The organism is Mesorhizobium sp. M0923, from assembly GCF_040319365.1.
In the GTDB taxonomy this organism is placed as follows: domain Bacteria; phylum Pseudomonadota; class Alphaproteobacteria; order Rhizobiales; family Rhizobiaceae; genus Mesorhizobium.
In genome coordinates this window covers 420824-439053 of record NZ_JAMYNW010000001.1, presented here as the reverse complement: position 1 = coordinate 439053, position 18230 = coordinate 420824, and the positions used below count along the sequence as shown (strand labels likewise).

Genomic DNA, 18230 nt, shown 5'->3' with positions numbered 1-18230 from the left:
GCTCAATAGAACCTGTAATCCTGCGCGATCTCATCGCCGAGCCTGGTGTTGTCGCGGATGAAATTGGCCAGGAATTCGTGCAGGCCGGCGTCGAAAATATCCTTGATCGAGCCGGCCGTCAGCATGGAATGGGTCTTGGCGGCCGTCGCATGACAGGCGTGGCGCTCACCATAGTCGTCACCCAGGAATTTGAGATGCTCCGTCAGGAAGCGGTAGCAAAAGGTCAGCGAGCGCGGCATGCGGACATTGAGGATCAGATAGTCGGCGATGTTGCTCGGCTTGTAGTCGGCGTCATAGACCCAGCGGTAGGAGCGGTGCGCCGACACCGAGCGCAGGATCGATTCCCACTGGTAGTTGTCGAGCGTCGAGCCGACCCAGGAGATGGACGGCAACAGAACATAGTACTTCACGTCCAGGATGCGCGCGGTGTTGTCGGCGCGTTCGACATAGGTGCCGAGCTGCGAGAAATCGAAGATCTCGTTGCGCAGCATGGTGCCGTAGAACGAGCCGCGGATCAGCGCCGTCTCGCGCTTGATTGCGTCGAGCGCGCTGGGCAGGTCGCGCTCGTCGATCGGCTTGGCCAACATCCGTTTCAGCGACATCCAGGCTTCGTTGATGCTTTCCCAGGTTTCACGCGTCAATGCTGTGCGCACCATGCGGGCATTGTTACGGGCCGTTTCGATAGACGACATCGTGCTCGACGGGTTCGACGTATCGCGCAGCAGGTAGTCGGCGACATTGGCGGCGGTGTAGTCCGAATATTTCTGCGTGAAGCTGGCGTCCGAGCCGGCGCTGAGCAGCACCGAATTCCACTCCTCCGAAGCATTCTGCGTGCGAGTGAGCGCCATGCGCAGGCCGGCATCCACCAACCGCGCCATGTTCTCCGCCCGCTCGATATAGCGGTTCATCCAATAGAGCCCGTTGGCGGTGCGGCCGAGAAGCATGTCAACGTGCCTCGATGCTGAGTGAGTAGCGAATAGCGAATAGCGAATAGGGGAAAATCGGCTTCATGATTTCTGTTGCAGACTCCTGATCATCGAACGCAGCATTCTCCCGATCTCATCGGCCTGGCCAAGCAAACGCAATACGTCCTGCTCAACCATCAGCGCTACCCTTCCAGACAAGATTAGGTGCGTTTCCAACTCTTTGAGAGAACCTTGCGCTATGCGAAGATATTGAACGAACGATCCCGTGTTTTCTCGCCCGTGCCCTTCGGCGACATTTGCCGCAATCGATACAGATGATCGCCGTATCTGAGACGTCATCCCGTAAACTTCGCTGCTCGGAAAGGCTTTCGTTGCCGAATAGCAATCTACAGCCAATTCAACGGCCGCCTTCCAAACAATCAAGTCCCTGTAAGAGTTAATAGTCGTGTTGGTGCCCTCTTCCCTATTCGCTACTCACTATTCGCTATTCGCTCTAATCATCCAACACCCAAGTATCCTTCGTGCCGCCGCCTTGCGAGGAATTGACGACCAGCGAGCCTTCCTTGAGCGCTACTCGCGTCAGTCCACCGGGCACGATCTGGATACGGTCGGACACCAGCACATAGGGGCGCAGATCGACATGGCGCGGCGCCAGCCCCTTGTCCGTCAGGATCGGACAGGTCGACAGCGCCAGCGTCGGCTGGGCAATGTAGTTCGACGGTTTTGCCGCGAGCTTTTTGGAAAAATCCTCGCATTCCTTCTTAGTCGCCGCAGGTCCTACCAGCATGCCGTAACCGCCGGACCCGTGGACCTCCTTGATCACCAGTTCGTCGATGTGCTCCAGCACATATTTCAGGCTGTCCGGTTCCGAGCAGCGCCAGGTCGGGATGTTGCCGAGCATCGCCTTGCGGCCGGTGTAGAATTCGACGATTTCGGGCATGTAGGAATAGATCGCCTTGTCGTCGGCAATGCCGGTTCCGGGCGCATTGGCGATCGTGATATTGCCGGCGCGGTAGACGTCCATAATGCCCGGCACGCCAAGGGCTGAGTCCGGGCGGAAGGTCAGCGGATCGAGGAACGAGTCGTCGACGCGCCGGTAGAGCACGTCGATCTGCTTGTAGCCCTCGGTCGTGCGCATCGCGACATGGCCATCGACGACGCGCAGATCCTGCCCTTCGACGAGTTGCACCCCCATCTGGTCGGCAAGGAAAGCATGTTCGAAATAGGCCGAGTTGAAGCTGCCCGGCGTCAGCACGGCAATGGTCGGCGCGCCCTTGGTGCTTTGCGGCCGCACTGCGGCCAGCGACTGGCGCAAGAGCTGCGGATAATTCTCCACCGGCCGCACCTTGATCTGCTGGAACAACTCGGGAAAGAGCTGCATCATCGTCTCGCGGTTCTCCAGCATGTAGGAGACGCCGGACGGCGTGCGCGCATTGTCCTCCAGCACGTAGAACTCGTTCTCGCTGATGCGTACGATGTCGACGCCGATGATATGGGTATAGACGCCGGCCGGCGGCCGCACCCCGATCATTTCGGGCAGGAACGCCTCGTTCTTGGCGATCAACTCCTTCGGCACACGGCCGGCACGCAAGATTTCCTGACGATGGTAGATGTCGTCGAGAAAGGCGTTCAGCGCCTGGACGCGCTGCTCGATGCCTTGCGTCAGCCGTCGCCATTCGTTGCCGGAAATGATGCGCGGAACGATGTCGAAGGGTATCAGCCGCTCCGATGCTTCCTGCTCGCCGTAAACGGCGAATGTGATGCCGGTCTTGCGAAAGACGCGTTCGGCGTCCTGCATCTTCTCGTTAAGCCTGGCCGGGTCCTGTTCCTTCAGCCAGCGATCGTAAGCCGAATACGGTTTTCTCAGCCCGGAAACTTCCGGAAGCATTTCATCGAACGCTGCCAATCGTATACTCCCCTGTGGCGCCATTTCACTGGCCTCGCTGGAGAAAATCAAGCGCAATCGGTGATTTGGTGGGCGCCGGCGATCAGTATATCGCTCTTGCCTAAAATTAAGGCAGTGCCGATAGGGCCGTAGTCAGGCTTTGCTTCGTGTCCGGGCAGATGCCGGATGCGGATCAAAACGCGCGAAAGGTGACGACCGTGAACGTGTCTTTGATGCCGGGAAGAATCTGCACTTTCTCGTTGACGAAGTGGCCGATGTCTTCCTCGTCGTCGACATAGAATTTGGCGAGCAGGTCGTAGTTTCCGGCTGTCGAGTAGATTTCGGAAGCGATCTCGGCATCGGCCAGGGCGCTGGCAACGTCATAGGCCTTGCCCAGATCGCACTTTATCTGCACGAAAAATGCTTTCATTGCCTGGTCCTGCCCAACATCGCACGCTCTAGGTAAAATCGAGCGGCCCTTGTGGCAGACTGCCGCCCGGCTTTCAAGCATCGGCCATCGCTCAGGCTGTTCTAGCCTCGACAATGCTTTCTCGGTCTGGACACAGCTCGCGGCGCCGAATGTTTGCGCTCGGCTGAAACCCTCGAGCACTGCAAAGCGTATAGTATCATGTACCTCGGACAGCGATTTCTCAGGGACAACGGAGACAGGCCATGCGCCGCGCGTTTTTCGCATTCGCAGTCGTTCCATTCATTTTCGCATCCCAGGCCTTTGCTGGCGACGCCGAAGTCAAGGCGGCGCAAACGGTCATCGATGGTCAATTGAAGGCCTTCATCGCCAACGACGGAGCGACGGCCTACAGCTTTGCCGCACCAAATGTGAAACGCATCTTTCCAACTGTCGATACCTTCATGAACATGGTGACCAACGGCTACCCGCCGGTGCGCCAACCGCAGACCTACTCCTTCGGCAAGGTTCGCGAGACGAGCCCGACCTCGATCATCCAGCAGGTGCTGATCGTCGGCCCGGATGGCAAGGACTATGAGGCGGTCTACACGCTCGAACTACAGCCTGACGGCAGCTTTCGGATCACCGGCTGCAGCCTGCGCGCGTCCACGTCGCTCAGCACCTGAGGGTGCTTGAGGAGGGCAAAGTTGTCTCAATCCTGTCGCCGGTAGAGCGTCCAGCTCAGGCCTGAAAACCCCCAGTGTCTCGACGCGTCGGCCCGTTCATACGCCAAAGCGCATGCGGCCGTCGGTTCAACATGTTCGGCTTGCTTGTCCACATCCCCCTCGAGGATCAGCCAAGCCGGCCGGTCGGCGCACATCCTGTTTTCCGGAACCAGCCAAGCCCGACGATCCGTCCGCGCCGCAAAATAATCGACGACCATGGCGGTGCGGAAATCACTGTTGCTCGCATAGGCGGCAGCGCCGTTCCTGGTCATTTCATCGACCATAGCAGCGTACGAGCCGCGTCCGTACTGATAGAATTGGAGCAGCGACGAAATGCTTCCACTCACCACGATCGCCAGTGCTCCCACCGCAAATAGCCTGGCAGTCCCGCGAGCAGCCAAGCCGCGACCGATCATCTCGCCGGCCCAGAGCAGCAGCAATGTTCCGCTGATGATGAAATAGCGCGGAAACTCGAGATTGGGCAGATGTGTCGCCGCCATGAGCAAAGGCAGTCCGATAATCCCGATGACATAGAGGCTGGCCCGGCGATCGCACCAGACACCAGCGGAGAGGCCAACAAGACCGCAGGCGGCAACGATATACGGCCAGTCGCCGAACCAGGGGGGCAGCCCGAACAGAGAGCGGATCATTCCGCCATAGCCCTGCGCGAAGGCGGCAATCGAGAACGGCGAAACACCACCGACACTGAAGCCGAACAGCCTGCCGCCGATAAACACGCAGGCAGCCAGCGGCAGCACGGCAAGCAAGGCCGGCAGGAAGATCGACGCCAGATCCGCAACGACACGGCTGACCCTCGCCGTACGCTGCCAGGCGAGCCACGCGGTCCAGATTGCGAGGACTGCCACCATTCCGATCATGGTGAGATGGCATAGGAACCCGAAAAGGATCGCCGCTGCCAAGGCCGTGCCAGACAACCGTTTGTTGTCGAGCCGGCGCTCCAGAAAAACCACCGAAAGCAGCGTGAAGAGCACAAGGCCGGCATAGCCACGCGCCTCCGAGCCGTAGTGCACCATCGGATAGCTCACGGCAAACAACAGGCTTGTGGCAATCATCGCCCGTCGTCCGTGCGGTGCGGCGGTCGCTGCCGCCGCAACTGTCGTGGCAACACCTAGTGCTATCGACAGGCCTCGCTGGATCAAAGGCGAAGCGTCGGGGCCGATGAGATAGAGATAGACCGAGTTGAGGAAATGATTGTTGTCGTGATTGACGCGCCAGAATATCTGGTCGATCGAGGTCAGCGGCTCAATCAGCGCAAAGCTCCAGATCTCGTCCAGCCAAAGGTCGCCGCGCGCGCCAAGCAAGCGCAAAACCAAGCCGGTCACGGCGATGACCAGAACGGCAAGCAACGACCCCGCCGTCCATTGCTGGACCGCCACGGAGGGCGAAGGCGAAGGCTCGGCGCTGCCATTCGTCCGCACCGTCGTGCCAGGAACTGAAACTTGCCCCGAAACGAACAGGTTCTTGATCCTCGCCCGATGTCGTCCGGCAATGCTTATTAGGCAGACGTTTCAAAACAGTTCATGGCAGGTGCGACTCCTTCCTGGAGCCGGATTCCTGGCGAGCACGCCTACCGGACGGGGAGGTCACCGTTTGCCCATTGCTGCGTGATGATCTCAGCTTGTCCGGCGAACCTGCCAGCCCCGATCGCTTCGCGAACGTCGCGCATCAGCTGCTGGTAGTAGGACAGATTGTTCCAGGTCAGGAGCATCGCCCCGAGCGCCTCTTGCGAGCGCACCAGGTGGTGCAGATAGGCGCGCGAATAGTCGCGTGCGGCCGGGCAGTCGCTTTCCTCATCGAGCGGGCGCGGATCGTCGGCATGGCGGGCGTTGCGCAGATTGACCTTGCCGCGCCGTGTATAGGCAAGGCCATGCCGCCCTGCCCGCGTCGGCATCACGCAGTCGAACATGTCGATGCCGCGCGCCACCGACTTCAAGATGTCGTCCGGCGTACCGACACCCATCAGGTACCGCGGCCGATCAGCCGGCAACTCCGGGCAAGTGATGTCGAGCATCTCCAGCATCACCGCTTGCGGCTCGCCGACGGCCAACCCGCCGACCGCGTAGCCCTTCAGCTCCATCGCCTTCAGCGCCTGCGCCGAGCGCAGCCGCAGGTCCGGTATATCGCCGCCTTGCACAATGCCGAACATCGCCTTGCCGGGCTGCTCGCCGAACGCCGTCTTGCAGCGCTCGGCCCAGCGCAACGACAACTCCATGGCACGCTCGATCTCTTTTTCCTTGGCCGGCAGCGCCGTGCACTCGTCGAGTTGCATCTGGATGTCTGAATCGAGCAGCCCCTGGATCTCGATGGAACGCTCCGGCGACATCTCGTAGGCGCCGCCGTCGATATGCGAACGAAAGGTCACGCCGTTCTCGGTCAGTTTCCTCAGCTTCGACAGCGACATCACCTGGAAGCCGCCGCTGTCGGTGAGGATCGGATAGGGCCAGCGGGCGAATTCATGCAGGCCGCCGAGCCGAGCCACGCGCTCGGCGCCGGGTCTCAGCATCAGGTGGTAGGTATTGCCAAGGATGATGTCCGAGCCGACACCGCGCACCTGATCCATATACATGGCTTTCACCGTGCCGCCGGTGCCGACCGGCATGAAAGCGGGCGTGCGGATTTCCCCGCGCGGCATGGTGATTGAGCCGCGCCGGGCTCTGCCTTCGGTCGCCAGCACCTTGAAGGCGAATGCGTTAGTCATTGAATTCCCTAGCCATCGAACTCCTTGTCGAACACCGGCGCGTCCGGAGCCTGTCGGTCGAGCGACTGCCGGTAGCGGATGCAGCCGCGCATGAATTTCGGCCAGGGCGGCACGGCAATCGCCGGCTCGGTCTTTTCGGGTAAAAGCGACCAGAGGTCGGGGTGATGCCAGCACAGATCATGGCCGGTGGCGTCGCGGTGTTGGCGGATGCCGGCGCGCAGTTTCCTGACCTCGGCGAGCAAGGCTTCGCGGCCGAAAGTTTCCAGGTCATCGTCCATCGTTATCCTCCCTGAACAGAAGACTTGCGTCTCCATAGGAATAGAACCTGTAGCGGTTCTCAATGGCATGCGCATAGGCCGCGTGCATCGTCTGCAAACCGCAGAAGGCCGAAACCAGCATGAACAGCGTCGAACGCGGCAGATGGAAATTGGTCATCAGCATGTCGGCGGTCTTGAAGCGATAGCCGGGCGTGATGAAGATGTCGGTCGGGCCTGACCATGCGGCCAGCCTGCCGTCCTTGCCAGCCGCGCTCTCCAACAAACGCAGCGATGTCGTGCCGACAGCGATAATGCGCCCTCCTTTTGCTCTCGCCGCATTCAGCGCCTCGGCGGTTTCCGGGCTGACCGAACCGGTTTCGGCGTGCATCTTGTGGTCGGCGGTGTCGTCCGCCTTCACCGGCAAAAACGTGCCGGCGCCGACATGCAGCGTGACGAAACGGCGCTCTATGCCCTTGGCGTCGAGCGTCGCAAACAGCTCCGGCGTGAAATGCAGCCCTGCCGTCGGCGCGGCCACGGCGCCCTCCTCCCTGGCATAGATGGTCTGGTAATCGCTGCGGTCGCGCTCGTCGTCGTCACGCTTGGAGGCGATGTAGGGCGGCAGCGGGATGTGGCCGACGGCGTGCAGAGCCTCATCGAGGAACGGACCCGACAGGTCGAAGCCGAGCAGCACCTCGCCACCTTCACCCTTCTCGATCACGGTCGCGTCGAGCTGGCCGAGAAAGCAGGAATTGGCATCATGACCAAAATGGATGCGATCGCCGGCGGCGACGCGCTTGCCCGGCCGCATGAAGGCGAGCCACCGGTCGGGCGCCGTCCGCATGTGCAGCGTGGCTTCAACCTGCGCCGCTGCCTCGCCGCGCCGCCTGATGCCTTTCAGCTGCGCAGGAATGACCTTGGTGTCGTTGAAAACCAGCACATCACCAGCCTTGAGCAGGGACGGCAGGTCGCGCACGGTCATGTCCTCGAGCCCCGCGCCCGGGCTGACCACCAGCATTCTGGCACTGTCGCGCGGCTCGGCTGGGCGAAGCGCGATGCGCTCCTCCGGCAGATCGAAGTCAAAAAGGTCGACGCGCAAGAAATCCCCGCCTCAAGGTTCCGGGCAGGTCACCGCCCAGGCGCCGACACCGTCTATGCTCAATGTGCCGCCCATCGCGAAACTGGACTGCTCGCTGGCCTTGACCAGCCGCAATCTGGCGACGATCGAGCTGAGGCCCTCATCAGTGAGATCGATCAGCATACGCTCGTCGTCCTCGAATGCCTGTCCGACGATGACTTTCGTTGAACCCGGCTGGCCGTCCGTGGTCCATGTCTTGCCGCCGGCATCCAGCCACACGCGCGCCACTGCAATGACGGCTGTGTGTCCCATCAACACGTCGATCGATGCCGCGCCGCCGTCGGCGCTGCAAACGATCGATTCCGTCGCCACCGCCGGAGTGGCCGCCGCGACGAGCACAAATGCGATGGCCGCGACAGCCCGGCTGGTCATTTCACGTCGGCCGCGACCTTGAGCGACACGATCTTGTCGGGATCCTGCACCGGTTCGCCGCGCTTGATCTTGTCGACATTGTCCATGCCTTCGATGACCTGGCCCCACACCGTGTACTGGCGGTTGAGGAAGGCGGCATCGTCGAAGCAGATGAAGAACTGCGAATTGGCCGAGTTCGGGTTCTGCGAGCGCGCCATCGAGCAGGTGCCGCGGCCGTGGTTGGCGTTGGAGAACTCGGCCTTCAAGTCGGGCTTGTCGGAACCGCCCGTACCGGCGCGGGTCGGCGCGAAAGACGGCTTATTGGAATTGCCGAATTTCACGTCGCCGGTCTGCGCCATGAAGCCGTCGATGACGCGGTGGAAGACTACGCCGTCATAGGCGCCTTCGCGCGCCAGCTCCTTGATGCGGCCGACATGGCCGGGCGCCAGGTCTGGGAACAATTCAATGACGACCTTGCCCTTGGTCGTGTCCATGATAAGCGCGTTCTCGCGGTCCTTGATCTCGGCCATGTCAGAATATCCTTTTGAAACTTGGGTTTACTTGCCGTCAGCGGCGATACGCACCTTGATCATGCGATCGGGGTCGGTCACCGTCCCGTTCTGCGCCGCTTCGCCTTTCTTGATGTGGTCCACCAGCTCCATGCCGCTGACGACATTGCCGACGATGGTGTACTGGCCGTCGAGCGGCGGTGCCGGCGCGAACATGATGAAGAATTGCGAATTGGCGGAATTCGGATCGTCGGAGCGGGCCATGCCGACCACGCCGCGCTGGTAGTGCTCGGTGCTGGAGAATTCGGCCGGCAGGTCGGGAAGATCGGAACCGCCGGTGCCGACGGCGTCGGCATTGAAGCCGCTCTTCATATTGCCGAACTTGACGTCGCCGGTCTGCGCCATGAAGCCGTCGATGACGCGGTGGAAGGCGACGTTGTCGTAGGCGCCCTGGCGCACCAGCTTTTTGATCTGCGCGACGTGCTTCGGCGCAAGGTCGGGCCTCAGCGCGATGGTCACGTCGCCGTCCTTCAGCGTTACGATCATGGTGTTTTCGGGATCGGCGGCAAACGCCGACACCGATGCGGTCACAAGACCGGCAAGCATGACAAGCAAGAAGGCAAGCTTTTTCAGCTGCATGGGATCTTTCTCCGAATATCTTCGTTCATGCATGTCGTTACCCAAAACCGGGCTCCACTTTTGGGCGACATGCATTTATTTCGCGAATTTGGCGGTGAGCGCGCCGGCCACGGCCGCCGGCACGAAGTGGCGGATGTCGCCTCCCATCGAAGCTATCTGGCGCACAAGTGTGGCGGTAATGGTGCGCACCGAGGGGCTGGCGGGCAGGAAGACCGTCTGCAGCTCCGGCGCCATGGTCTCGTTCATGCCGGCCATCTGCATCTCGTAGTCGAGATCGGTGCCGTCGCGCAGGCCGCGGATCATGATCGAGGCGCCATGCTTCCTGGCCGCGTCGATGACCAGACCGTCGAAGGCGACCACTTTGATGCGCGCACCGTCGCTGCCGAATTCCGCCTTCGTTGCCGTTTCGATCAGATCGACCCGTTCCTCGAAGGAAAACAATGGCTTCTTGCCGGGATGGATGCCGATCGCCGCATAGATGGTGTCCGCCACGGCCAGCGACGCCTTCAGCACGTCGAGATGGCCGTTGGTCAGCGGGTCGAAAGAGCCGGCATAAAGGGCGATGCGTTCGGTCATGGCAGGTGCTTCTAGCGAGCCTCTCCCCTAAAGGCAAATCCGATCGGCAGGCCCGCCCCATGAACCTTTTGGCCGACGTGAACGACAGATGAATGTGCCGCTCACAACGGCTTCACGCAGTGTTCACTAAGTTGCAGCTTCGAAAGATGAAACCAAACACCCATCTAACCGTTGTTAGGCGCAGGAGAACACGCACATGCTGATCTACATGCTCGCCACCGCAATGACCGTCGCCATGCTGATCGCTACCGTATTCGGGTTGCATCAGGAAGCACAGCGAGTCCGCGCCAAGGCCAATACCAAACGGTTCGAAGGCTTCGGCATCCGCAAGCCTTATCGCCACTTCTAGATTGCTGGGGTTTCTTGAGAACGCCGGCCCATAGGGCTGGCGCCGTCGCGGCAAACTCACTCGACGGTAGTGTCAGGCTCCCCACCTTCGGCATCGGTAGCAGCGCCACCTTCAGCATCGACACTCTCTTCGATCTCTTCGTCGGCTTGCGGCTCTGAAATCCGCTCCACCGAAACGACCTTCTCGCCCTCTGCGGTATTAAAGATCGTAACGCCCTTGGTGGCGCGGCTGGCAAAACGAATGCCGTTGACCGGGACGCGGATGACGGTGCCGCCATCCGAAACCAGCATGATCTGATCGTCATTGCCGACCGGGAAAGTCGCCACCAGGCGGCCGATTTCGGCCGTTTTCGACACGTCGGTGGCGCGGATACCCTTGCCGCCACGGCCGGTCAGACGGAAATCGTAGGACGACGAACGCTTGCCGTAGCCATATTCCGTAACCGTCAGCACGAACTGCTCATGTGCCTTGAGGAATTCGTAGCGCTCGTCGGAAAGCTCCGCCTCTTCGCCGACCTCCTCATTGGTAAGCTGGATTTCTTCCTCCTCACCGGCGGCAATGTCGACGACAAGCCGGCGTTCAGCCACCACCCGCTTGAGGTAGGCGGCCCGCTCGGCCGGCGGCGCATCGACATGCTCGATCACCGCCATCGAGATCACCCGGTCGCCATCGGCCATGGCTATGCCGCGTACACCGACCGAATTGCGGCTCTGGAAGACGCGTACGTCGCTGACCGAAAAGCGAATGCACTGGCCGGAACTTGCCGTCAAAAGCACGTCGTCATTGTCGGTGCAGGTTTCGACGCCGAGGATCTCGTCGCCTTCCTCGTCCAGCTTCATGGCGATCTTGCCGTTGCGGTTGACCTGGACGAAGTCCGAAAGCTTGTTGCGACGCACCGTGCCGCGCGTGGTGGCGAACATCACGTCGAGCTCGCCCCAGCTCGTCTCATCCTCCGGCAGCGGCATGATGGTGGTGATGCGCTCGCCCTGTTCGAGCGGCAGCATGTTGATCAGCGCCTTACCGCGCGATTGCGGGTTGCCGATCGGGAGGCGCCAGACCTTTTCCTTGTAGACGATACCGCGTGAGGAGAAGAACAGCACCGGCGTGTGCGTGTTGGCGACGAACAGCCGGGTGACGAAATCCTCGTCCTTGGTCGACATGCCGGAGCGGCCCTTGCCGCCGCGGCGCTGCGCCCGGTAGAGCGACAGCGGCACGCGCTTGATGTAGCCGGAATGGCTGACGGTGACGACCATGTCCTCGCGCTGGATGAGGTCCTCGTCTTCCATGTCGGCCCCGCCCTCGGCGAGCTCGGTGCGGCGCGGTGTGCCGAACTCGTCGCGCACGGCGATGAGTTCGTCCTTGACGATCTGCTGGATGCGGGCGCGGGACGACAGGATGTCCAGGTAATCCTTGATCTCGTCGCCGATCGTATTCAGCTCGTCCGCGATCTCGTCGCGGCCGAGCGCGGTCAGGCGCTGCAGGCGCAGTTCGAGGATGGCGCGGGCCTGCTCCTCGGAGAGATTGTAGGTTCCGTCCTCGTTGATGCGATGGCGCGGATCGTCGATCAACAGAATCAGCGATTCCACGTCGCCCGAAGGCCAGCGCCGCTCCATCAACTGCTCGCGCGCCGTCTGCGGGTCCGGCGCCGTGCGGATCAGCTTGATGACTTCATCGATGTTGGCAACAGCAATGGCAAGGCCGACCAGCACATGGGCGCGGTCGCGCGCCTTGCGCAGCAGGAATTTCGTGCGCCGGCTGATCACCTCCTCACGGAAGGCGACGAACGCCTTCAGCATGTCGGTCAGCGTCAGCAATTCCGGCTTGCCGCCGTTCAGCGCCACCATATTGGCGCCGAAGGACGTCTGCAGCGGGGTGAAGCGGTAAAGCTGGTTGAGGATGACATCGGCGACGGCGTCGCGCTTCAGTTCGATAACGACGCGGTAACCCTGGCGGTCGCTCTCGTCGCGAATGTCGGAAATGCCCTCGATGCGCTTATCGCGCACCAGCTCGGCCATCTTCTCGATCATCGACGCCTTGTTCACCTGGTAGGGAACCTCGGTGATGACAATCGATTCACGGTCGTTGCCGCGTGGCTCGACGTTGACGCGGCCGCGCATGACGATGGAACCGCGGCCTGTCGAATAGGCGCTGTAGATGCCGGAGCGGCCAAGCACGATGCCGCCGGTCGGGAAATCCGGTCCAGGAATGATCTCCATCAGCGCCGGCAGGTCGATCGCCGGATTGTCGATGAGGGCAATGGCGCCGTTGCAGACCTCGCCCAGATTGTGCGGCGGGATGTTGGTGGCCATGCCGACGGCGATACCGCCGGAGCCGTTGACCAACAGGTTCGGGAAGCGCGCCGGCAGGACTTTCGGTTCGCTGCCCGACGCATCGTAAGTGTCCTGGAAATCGACGGTGTCCTTGTCGATGTCTTCCAGCAACTCATGCGCGACCTTGGTCAGCCGCGATTCCGTGTAGCGCATCGCCGCCGGCGGATCGCCGTCGATCGAGCCGAAATTGCCCTGCCCGTCGATCAGCGGAACGCGCAGCGACCAATCCTGCGCCATGCGCACCAAAGCGTCATAGATCGAGGCGTCGCCATGCGGATGGTATTTACCCATCACGTCGGCGACCGGGCGTGCCGATTTCACATATTTGCGGTTCCAGTGATAGCCGCTCTCATAGGCGGCGTAGAGGATGCGGCGATGCACCGGCTTGAGGCCGTCGCGCACGTCCGGCAGCGCACGGCTGACGATTACGCTCATGGCGTAATCGAGATAGGAGCGCTGCATCTCCTCGATGATGGATATCGGCTCGATGCCGGTGGGGCCGCCGTCGGCGCCGCGCGGTGTCTTTTGGTCGGTCAAATCGGATCACAATCTAATCAGGAATCACTTGGTGCTTATATAGGAAGCCGGCCCGAAACTCCAATAATCGCGGCAGTTTTCCAGTGTCGTTTTTAGCGGCAAATTCAAAAGGATACACCAATTGCGACGATATGGCCGTGGCACCCTTTCACGAGCGTCGCCGGCGGGCGCGATAAGTTCCCGGCGTCTCGCCCATCAGCCGCCGGAAACGGCGGTTGAAGGTTGATAGATCGTTGAATCCCGCCGCAAAGGCGATCGCCGAGATCGCCTGATCTGACGTCCGCAGCCGCACGGCTGCCCTGTGCAGCCGCGCTCTCAGCAGGAACTGATAGGGCGTCATGCCGGCAACGTGCCGGAAGGTGCGCAGGAAATGGTAAGGGCTGGTGGCGGTCTCGTCGGCGAGTTCGGCAAGCGAGATCGGCCGGTCGGCATCGATTTCGATGCGGCGCACCGCTTCGGCGACACGCTTCTGGTCACGGCGACTTGGCGCCCGTCCCCGATCCGTATCGCCGCAAGCCGCTGTCACGGCTGCGCCGGCAATGCGCAGGGCGAGTTCCTCGAACGCGCCGGTGTCGGCCATCTCGCGCGCCGCCTCCGCTTCGGCGAGCAGCGGCACCAGCGCCGACAAAGGCGGCAGGCGCGGCATGCTGAAATCAAGCTGCTTTGCGCCCGCGTCGGCGACGATCCGCTCCATATAGGCCAGTCCGAAATGGAAGGAGAGGCAGCGGTCGCCGGTGCCATGCTCATGCCCGCATTCGTAGCAGGTGCCGGGATTGCCGAGCAGGAGCGCGCCCGGCGCCAGCATCGCCGTGCCCTGGCGCGCACGATAGCGGAACGTGCCGCTGGTCACGGCGGCGACGCAGAAATCCCGATGCTCCTCCTCGAATGGCCTGTCGGCGGCACTAGCGGTGCAGACGACATCCAACACCTGCCAGCCTCGGCCCGACGCCAGCCTATGCGCGCTCGTCGTCATCGCCGAAACATAGCAATTTTTCCCAAGCGCAGAACCCCGGTCGGCCTCTATGCTTACGGGTCTCCTGACAAGATGAGAGCGAAGCCATGTCCAATTCCTTTGCCAAGGCCCTGCACAGCGATGGGCCCGTACCGGCCCTTGCCGAGAAACTGAACCTTTATGGCCGCTTCGTCGGCGCCTGGACGTTCGACGCCACGCGCCATCTCGAGGACGGCCAGGTGCTGACCGGGCGCGGCGAAGTGCATTTCGGCTGGGTGCTCGAGGGCCGCGCGATCCAGGACGTATGGATCCTGCCCGCTCGCGACGCCGGCCCCTCGCCGTCGCTCGGCAAATGGACCTTCTATGGCACGACGTTGCGCGTCTATGACTCAGGCGTCGACGCCTGGCACATCTTCTGGAGCGACCCGCGCAACCAGTATTACAGCCGTCAGCTGGGCCGCGTCGAAGGCGACACGATCGTCCAATTGGGCGCAGACGGCACCGGCGCTTCGGTACGCTGGAGCTTTTCCCGGATCACCGGAGATTCCTTCCGCTGGCTGGGCGAGCGGTCGTATGACGACGGCGCGGCCTGGCGTGTCGAAGTCGAGTTTCTGGCGCGGCGCGCCGCCAGCCCCTGATCCGCACGGTTTCCACTGGCACCGCTTTGCTCTACCAATCCCGTTATCCGGCATTGCCGGCGGGGAGGGTCAGCATGCCGAGCTTCGACAGCCTGTTCAACGCCTTCGTCACCATACTGGTGACGATCGATCCGCCCGGCCTGGCGCCGCTCTTCCTCGCCGTGACCCGCGGCATGAACCGCGAGGAGCGCAACCAGGTCTCCGTGCGCGCCTCGGTCATCGCCTTCCTGGTGATGGCGTTGTTCGCAGTCGCCGGCGCGTCGATCCTGTCAGTCTTCGGCATCACCCTGCCGGCCTTCCGCGTCGCCGGCGGCTTTCTGCTGTTCTTCATCGCCTTCGAAATGGTGTTCGAGCGCCGGCAGGACCGCAAGGAGAAGATCGGCGATGTCGCCATCACCAGGGACATGATCCACAACATCGCCGCCTTTCCGCTGGCGATCCCGCTTATTGCGGGTCCCGGCGCGATTTCGGCGACCGTCCTGCTCTCAAGCTCGTTTCAGGGTTTTAGCGCGCAGACAGCACTTGTCGGCATCATCGCGATCTGCCTTGTCATCACCTACCTGGTGTTCGTGCTGTCAGAGCGCATCGACCGTATCCTCGGCCAGACCGGCCGTTCGATCCTCACGCGGCTGCTTGGCGTCATACTGGCGGCGCTCGCCGTGCAGTTCGTCGCCGACGGCATCAAGGCACTGATGGCGACGTAGGAACCGCCCTACTTCGCCGTCTCGATCACTTCGAAGTCATGGGTGATCACGGCGGTCTTGGCCATCATTGCCGAGGCCGAGCAGTATTTCTCGATCGAAAGCTCGATCGCGCGCTTTACCTTGTCGTGCGACAGCGCCCGGCCCTTGACGACGAAATGCATGTGGATGCGGGTGAACACCTTGGGATCGGCTTCTGCACGGTCGGCATCGAGTTCGACGACGCAATCTTCGACCGCCTCGCGCCCCTTTTCCAGGATATGGACCACGTCATAAGCCGAACAGCCGCCGGTGCCGATCAGCACCAGCTCCATTGGGCTCGGCCCCGGCGTCTTGCCCTCCGGCCCGAACGCAGTGCCTAGCACCAGCTTGTGCCCACTGGCGGACTCGCCGACGAAAGTGCGCTCCTCGACCCATTTGACCCTTGCTTTCACTGATCCGTCCTTTCACCGCTCAAACGCACAACGTCCCGAAAATCCAAGACAGATTTTCGGGACGCCATTTCGTGGCCAAGGTGCTGGCGCTTTTCGCCGCAAGGGCAGTCCGCCCCGAGAAATCAGAACGGGATTTCGTCGTCCAGTTCGCGCGACGAACCACCGCCGGTGCCCTTGTTGGCGCCACCGCGATTGAAACTTTCGCCCGGGCCGGACTGGCCGAAATCGGACCCGCGGCTGGCACCACCACCGGCATAGTTGCCGACCTGGCCGCCGCCCTCGCCCCGTGCATCGAGCATCTGCAGCTCGCCGCGGAATTTCTGCAGCACGATTTCGGTCGTATAGCGGTCATTGCCGGTTTGGTCCTGCCACTTGCGCGTCTGCAACTGGCCCTCGACGTAGACTTTCATGCCCTTCTTCAGATACTGCTCGGCCACCTTGGCGATCTGATCGTTGAAGATCACGACATTGTGCCACTCGGTCTTTTCCTTGCGCTCTCCGGACGTCTTGTCGCGCCAGCTTTCCGACGTCGCGATGCGGATGTTGACAACCGGGTCACCCGAATTCAGGCGGCGGATTTCAGGGTCCGCCCCGAGGTTGCCCACCAGAATGACCTTGTTGACGCTACCCGCCATGATACTTCTCCGCGCTCATCCGAAACCAGATTTCTGTCGCTGCACCTTACAGGCTATGGATAAGCCCTGCCTGCCGTCGCTGCCTTTTCCCACAACGTTTTTGTTCTCTTTTCGTTCTATAGTACAGGCCCTGCACTGTCAATAGTTGTCAGTAAGAAGTAGTGTCTTGGCGTCGAATTTCCACAGACCATGGGATCGAGGCGAACGCATGAAGACGGTCGCGCATGACTATCAGCCGCAAGAAGAATGGCGGGCGGGGGTAAAGACCCGAATGCATGTCTCGGCCCGCAACGGCGCAACTCAACTTTGCATATTCGAACAATGGGTCGAACCAGCGGTTGGCGCCCCGACACATTGGCACCCGGTCGAGGAAGTGCTTACCGTCATCGCTGGCAAGGCCGAGATGTGGATCGACGAAGAGCATGTCGTCTTGACTGCCGGACAGTCGCTTGTTGTTGCCGCGCGCAGGCGACATGGCTTCCGAAACGTCGGCTCCGAAATGCTTCATATCCATGCCGTGCTCGCGTCACCAGTTTTCGAGGCGACGTTCAACGGATCCCCTGACATGGTGAGACGCTGGCTTCCAGCGAGTTTGTAAAACCTCGCCCGTCTTAAAAAACACCGCCTGTCTTAAAAACACGGCTTGCCAAACCGATAAGTATCGACTTATGCTTTTGACATGATCGAAGCAGAGATTTTTCGGGCACTGGCCGATCCGACGCGTCGCGCCGTCTATGAGCGGCTCGCCGGCGGCGAGATGACGGTGTCGGAACTGCGCACTGGCATGCCGGTATCGCAGCCGGCGGTATCGCAACACCTCGCCGTGCTGCGCGGCGCCGGCCTCGTGGTCGAGCGCCGGGCCGGTCGCAACGCCTATTACCGCGCCGATCCGAAGGGGCTTGCGCCACTGCTCGGCTGGATCGAACGCTACCGCGCGTTCTGGCCAGAGCGCATCGAAAGGCTCAAGACGGTTTTGAAGGACATGGACCAATGACCAGCCGAGGCAAAGAACGCGCGGAAATGGCGGCAGACAAGATCGAGTTCGAGTGCGAGCTGCCGGAGCCGCCGGAAAAGGTGTGGCGGGCGCTGACGGTGCCGGACCTGCTCGCGGCCTGGATGATGCCGAACGACATTGAACCAAAGATCGGTAGCCGCTTTGCCTTTAAAGCGCCGGAGGCGCCGATCGAATGCGAAATCCTCGACGCCGATCCCGGACGGCTGCTGCGCTATTCCTGGCGGGAACGGCCGGCGCCCGGCGATACGCAGGCGCCGCCCGGCAGCCCGGTGGACAGCCCAATGGACGACAGCCCGGTGGACAGCATCGTCACCTTTACGCTCGATCGCACCGTTTCCGGCGGCACGCATCTGCGCATCGTCCATGATGGTTTTGCTCGGGCAGCGATGCCGGAGATCGCGATGGCAGGCGCCGGCTGTCGGCTTTCGTTTGAAGCGCGCAATCCCAGGCACAAGCAGATCGCCGCCAACATCCCGCGCCTCTTCCTGCGCGCGGCCTGAACGACAATAGT

Annotated in this window: 23 protein-coding genes; 7 read left to right on the top strand and 16 right to left on the bottom strand. The window is 61.8% G+C overall.

Features of this window, described 5'->3' with window-relative positions; genetic code table 11:
• Positions 1 to 2: 2 nt before the first annotated feature.
• The 4 genes from NKH89_RS02090 to NKH89_RS02075 all read right to left on the bottom strand — a co-directional run bounded on the left by NKH89_RS02090 (position 3) and on the right by NKH89_RS02075 (position 3241).
• Entirely contained in the window at positions 3 to 944 is a 942-nt protein-coding gene (locus NKH89_RS02090) for an alpha-E domain-containing protein (protein ID WP_023717779.1), read from the bottom strand.
• Positions 945 to 1007: 63 nt separating this feature from the next.
• Positions 1008 to 1367 (bottom strand): four helix bundle protein, encoded by a 360-nt coding sequence (locus tag NKH89_RS02085; protein WP_352482308.1) that lies wholly within the window; start codon positions 1365 to 1367, stop codon positions 1008 to 1010.
• 52 nt (positions 1368 to 1419) lie between these two features.
• Positions 1420 to 2832, bottom strand: coding sequence for a circularly permuted type 2 ATP-grasp protein (locus tag NKH89_RS02080; RefSeq protein WP_023717781.1), 1413 nt, complete (start codon positions 2830 to 2832; stop codon positions 1420 to 1422).
• A 172-nt stretch (positions 2833 to 3004) separates the two neighbouring features.
• Positions 3005 to 3241, bottom strand: a complete 237-nt coding sequence (locus NKH89_RS02075) for an Lrp/AsnC ligand binding domain-containing protein (RefSeq protein WP_023674883.1) — start codon at positions 3239 to 3241, stop codon at positions 3005 to 3007.
• Positions 3242 to 3483: 242 nt separating this feature from the next.
• Between NKH89_RS02075 and NKH89_RS02070 the strand changes: the two genes are divergently transcribed.
• Positions 3484 to 3903, top strand: a complete 420-nt coding sequence (locus NKH89_RS02070) for a DUF4864 domain-containing protein (RefSeq protein ID WP_023717782.1) — start codon at positions 3484 to 3486, stop codon at positions 3901 to 3903.
• A 26-nt stretch (positions 3904 to 3929) separates the two neighbouring features.
• Here the strand turns inward: NKH89_RS02070 and NKH89_RS02065 are convergent, their stop codons facing one another.
• The 8 genes from NKH89_RS02065 to coaD all read right to left on the bottom strand — a co-directional run bounded on the left by NKH89_RS02065 (position 3930) and on the right by coaD (position 10128).
• The gene (locus NKH89_RS02065; protein WP_352494583.1) at positions 3930 to 5309 is read right to left on the bottom strand and encodes a glycosyltransferase family protein; all 1380 of its coding nucleotides are present in this window, start codon (positions 5307 to 5309) and stop codon (positions 3930 to 3932) included.
• Between the two features lie 221 nt (positions 5310 to 5530).
• The gene (tgt, locus tag NKH89_RS02060) at positions 5531 to 6661 is read right to left on the bottom strand and encodes a tRNA guanosine(34) transglycosylase Tgt (protein ID WP_352482259.1); all 1131 of its coding nucleotides are present in this window, start codon (positions 6659 to 6661) and stop codon (positions 5531 to 5533) included.
• Positions 6662 to 6669: 8 nt separating this feature from the next.
• Positions 6670 to 6939 (bottom strand): hypothetical protein, encoded by a 270-nt coding sequence (locus tag NKH89_RS02055; protein ID WP_023717785.1) that lies wholly within the window; start codon positions 6937 to 6939, stop codon positions 6670 to 6672.
• Positions 6929 to 8014, bottom strand: a complete 1086-nt coding sequence (gene queA / locus NKH89_RS02050; RefSeq protein WP_352587098.1) for a tRNA preQ1(34) S-adenosylmethionine ribosyltransferase-isomerase QueA — start codon at positions 8012 to 8014, stop codon at positions 6929 to 6931. The genes NKH89_RS02055 and queA overlap by 11 nt, the downstream gene beginning before the upstream one ends.
• A 12-nt stretch (positions 8015 to 8026) precedes the next feature.
• Positions 8027 to 8425, bottom strand: a complete 399-nt coding sequence (locus NKH89_RS02045; protein WP_023717787.1) for a hypothetical protein — start codon at positions 8423 to 8425, stop codon at positions 8027 to 8029.
• Entirely contained in the window at positions 8422 to 8934 is a 513-nt protein-coding gene (locus tag NKH89_RS02040) for a peptidylprolyl isomerase (protein ID WP_023717788.1), read from the bottom strand. Before NKH89_RS02040 ends, NKH89_RS02045 begins: the two co-directional genes overlap by 4 nt.
• Before the next feature lie 27 nt (positions 8935 to 8961).
• The gene (locus NKH89_RS02035; protein ID WP_502895845.1) at positions 8962 to 9552 is read right to left on the bottom strand and encodes a peptidylprolyl isomerase; all 591 of its coding nucleotides are present in this window, start codon (positions 9550 to 9552) and stop codon (positions 8962 to 8964) included.
• Positions 9553 to 9627: 75 nt separating this feature from the next.
• Positions 9628 to 10128 (bottom strand): pantetheine-phosphate adenylyltransferase, encoded by a 501-nt coding sequence (coaD, locus tag NKH89_RS02030; protein ID WP_023717790.1) that lies wholly within the window; start codon positions 10126 to 10128, stop codon positions 9628 to 9630.
• Between the two features lie 196 nt (positions 10129 to 10324).
• On the opposite strand from coaD, the gene NKH89_RS02025 reads away from it, so the two are divergent.
• A complete protein-coding gene (locus tag NKH89_RS02025; RefSeq protein ID WP_023717791.1) occupies positions 10325 to 10477 on the top strand; it encodes a hypothetical protein in 153 nt (50 codons plus the stop codon).
• A gap of 56 nt (positions 10478 to 10533) precedes the next feature.
• Here NKH89_RS02025 and gyrA read toward each other — a convergent pair whose 3' ends face one another.
• Together gyrA and NKH89_RS02015 are read right to left on the bottom strand one after the other, a co-directional pair.
• Positions 10534 to 13344 carry a DNA gyrase subunit A gene (gyrA, locus tag NKH89_RS02020; protein WP_023717792.1) on the bottom strand — a complete coding sequence of 937 codons (2811 nt, stop codon included), beginning with the start codon at positions 13342 to 13344 and terminating at the stop codon, positions 10534 to 10536.
• A 148-nt stretch (positions 13345 to 13492) separates the two neighbouring features.
• Entirely contained in the window at positions 13493 to 14317 is an 825-nt protein-coding gene (locus NKH89_RS02015) for a helix-turn-helix transcriptional regulator (RefSeq protein WP_352789237.1), read from the bottom strand.
• Positions 14318 to 14403: 86 nt separating this feature from the next.
• Here NKH89_RS02015 and NKH89_RS02010 point away from each other — a divergent pair, with 86 nt between their 5' ends.
• Complete coding sequence (locus tag NKH89_RS02010) at positions 14404 to 14934, top strand: hypothetical protein (RefSeq protein ID WP_352908358.1); 531 nt, start codon at positions 14404 to 14406, stop codon at positions 14932 to 14934.
• Positions 14935 to 15008: 74 nt separating this feature from the next.
• Positions 15009 to 15638 carry a MarC family protein gene (locus NKH89_RS02005; protein WP_023717795.1) on the top strand — a complete coding sequence of 210 codons (630 nt, stop codon included), beginning with the start codon at positions 15009 to 15011 and terminating at the stop codon, positions 15636 to 15638.
• Between the two features lie 8 nt (positions 15639 to 15646).
• Here the strand turns inward: NKH89_RS02005 and NKH89_RS02000 are convergent, their stop codons facing one another.
• Both NKH89_RS02000 and NKH89_RS01995 read right to left on the bottom strand, forming a co-directional pair.
• The gene (locus tag NKH89_RS02000; RefSeq protein WP_352482253.1) at positions 15647 to 16069 is read right to left on the bottom strand and encodes an OsmC family protein; all 423 of its coding nucleotides are present in this window, start codon (positions 16067 to 16069) and stop codon (positions 15647 to 15649) included.
• A gap of 122 nt (positions 16070 to 16191) precedes the next feature.
• Positions 16192 to 16704, bottom strand: coding sequence for a single-stranded DNA-binding protein (locus NKH89_RS01995; RefSeq protein ID WP_023717797.1), 513 nt, complete (start codon positions 16702 to 16704; stop codon positions 16192 to 16194).
• A gap of 208 nt (positions 16705 to 16912) precedes the next feature.
• Here NKH89_RS01995 and NKH89_RS01990 point away from each other — a divergent pair, with 208 nt between their 5' ends.
• The 3 genes from NKH89_RS01990 (at position 16913) to NKH89_RS01980 (ending at position 18219) form a co-directional block, all read left to right on the top strand.
• Positions 16913 to 17302 (top strand): cupin domain-containing protein, encoded by a 390-nt coding sequence (locus NKH89_RS01990; protein WP_352908357.1) that lies wholly within the window; start codon positions 16913 to 16915, stop codon positions 17300 to 17302.
• An 81-nt stretch (positions 17303 to 17383) separates the two neighbouring features.
• The gene (locus NKH89_RS01985) at positions 17384 to 17698 is read left to right on the top strand and encodes an ArsR/SmtB family transcription factor (RefSeq protein WP_023717799.1); all 315 of its coding nucleotides are present in this window, start codon (positions 17384 to 17386) and stop codon (positions 17696 to 17698) included.
• Positions 17695 to 18219 carry an SRPBCC family protein gene (locus NKH89_RS01980; RefSeq protein ID WP_023717800.1) on the top strand — a complete coding sequence of 175 codons (525 nt, stop codon included), beginning with the start codon at positions 17695 to 17697 and terminating at the stop codon, positions 18217 to 18219. Before NKH89_RS01985 ends, NKH89_RS01980 begins: the two co-directional genes overlap by 4 nt.
• Positions 18220 to 18230: the final 11 nt, after the last annotated feature.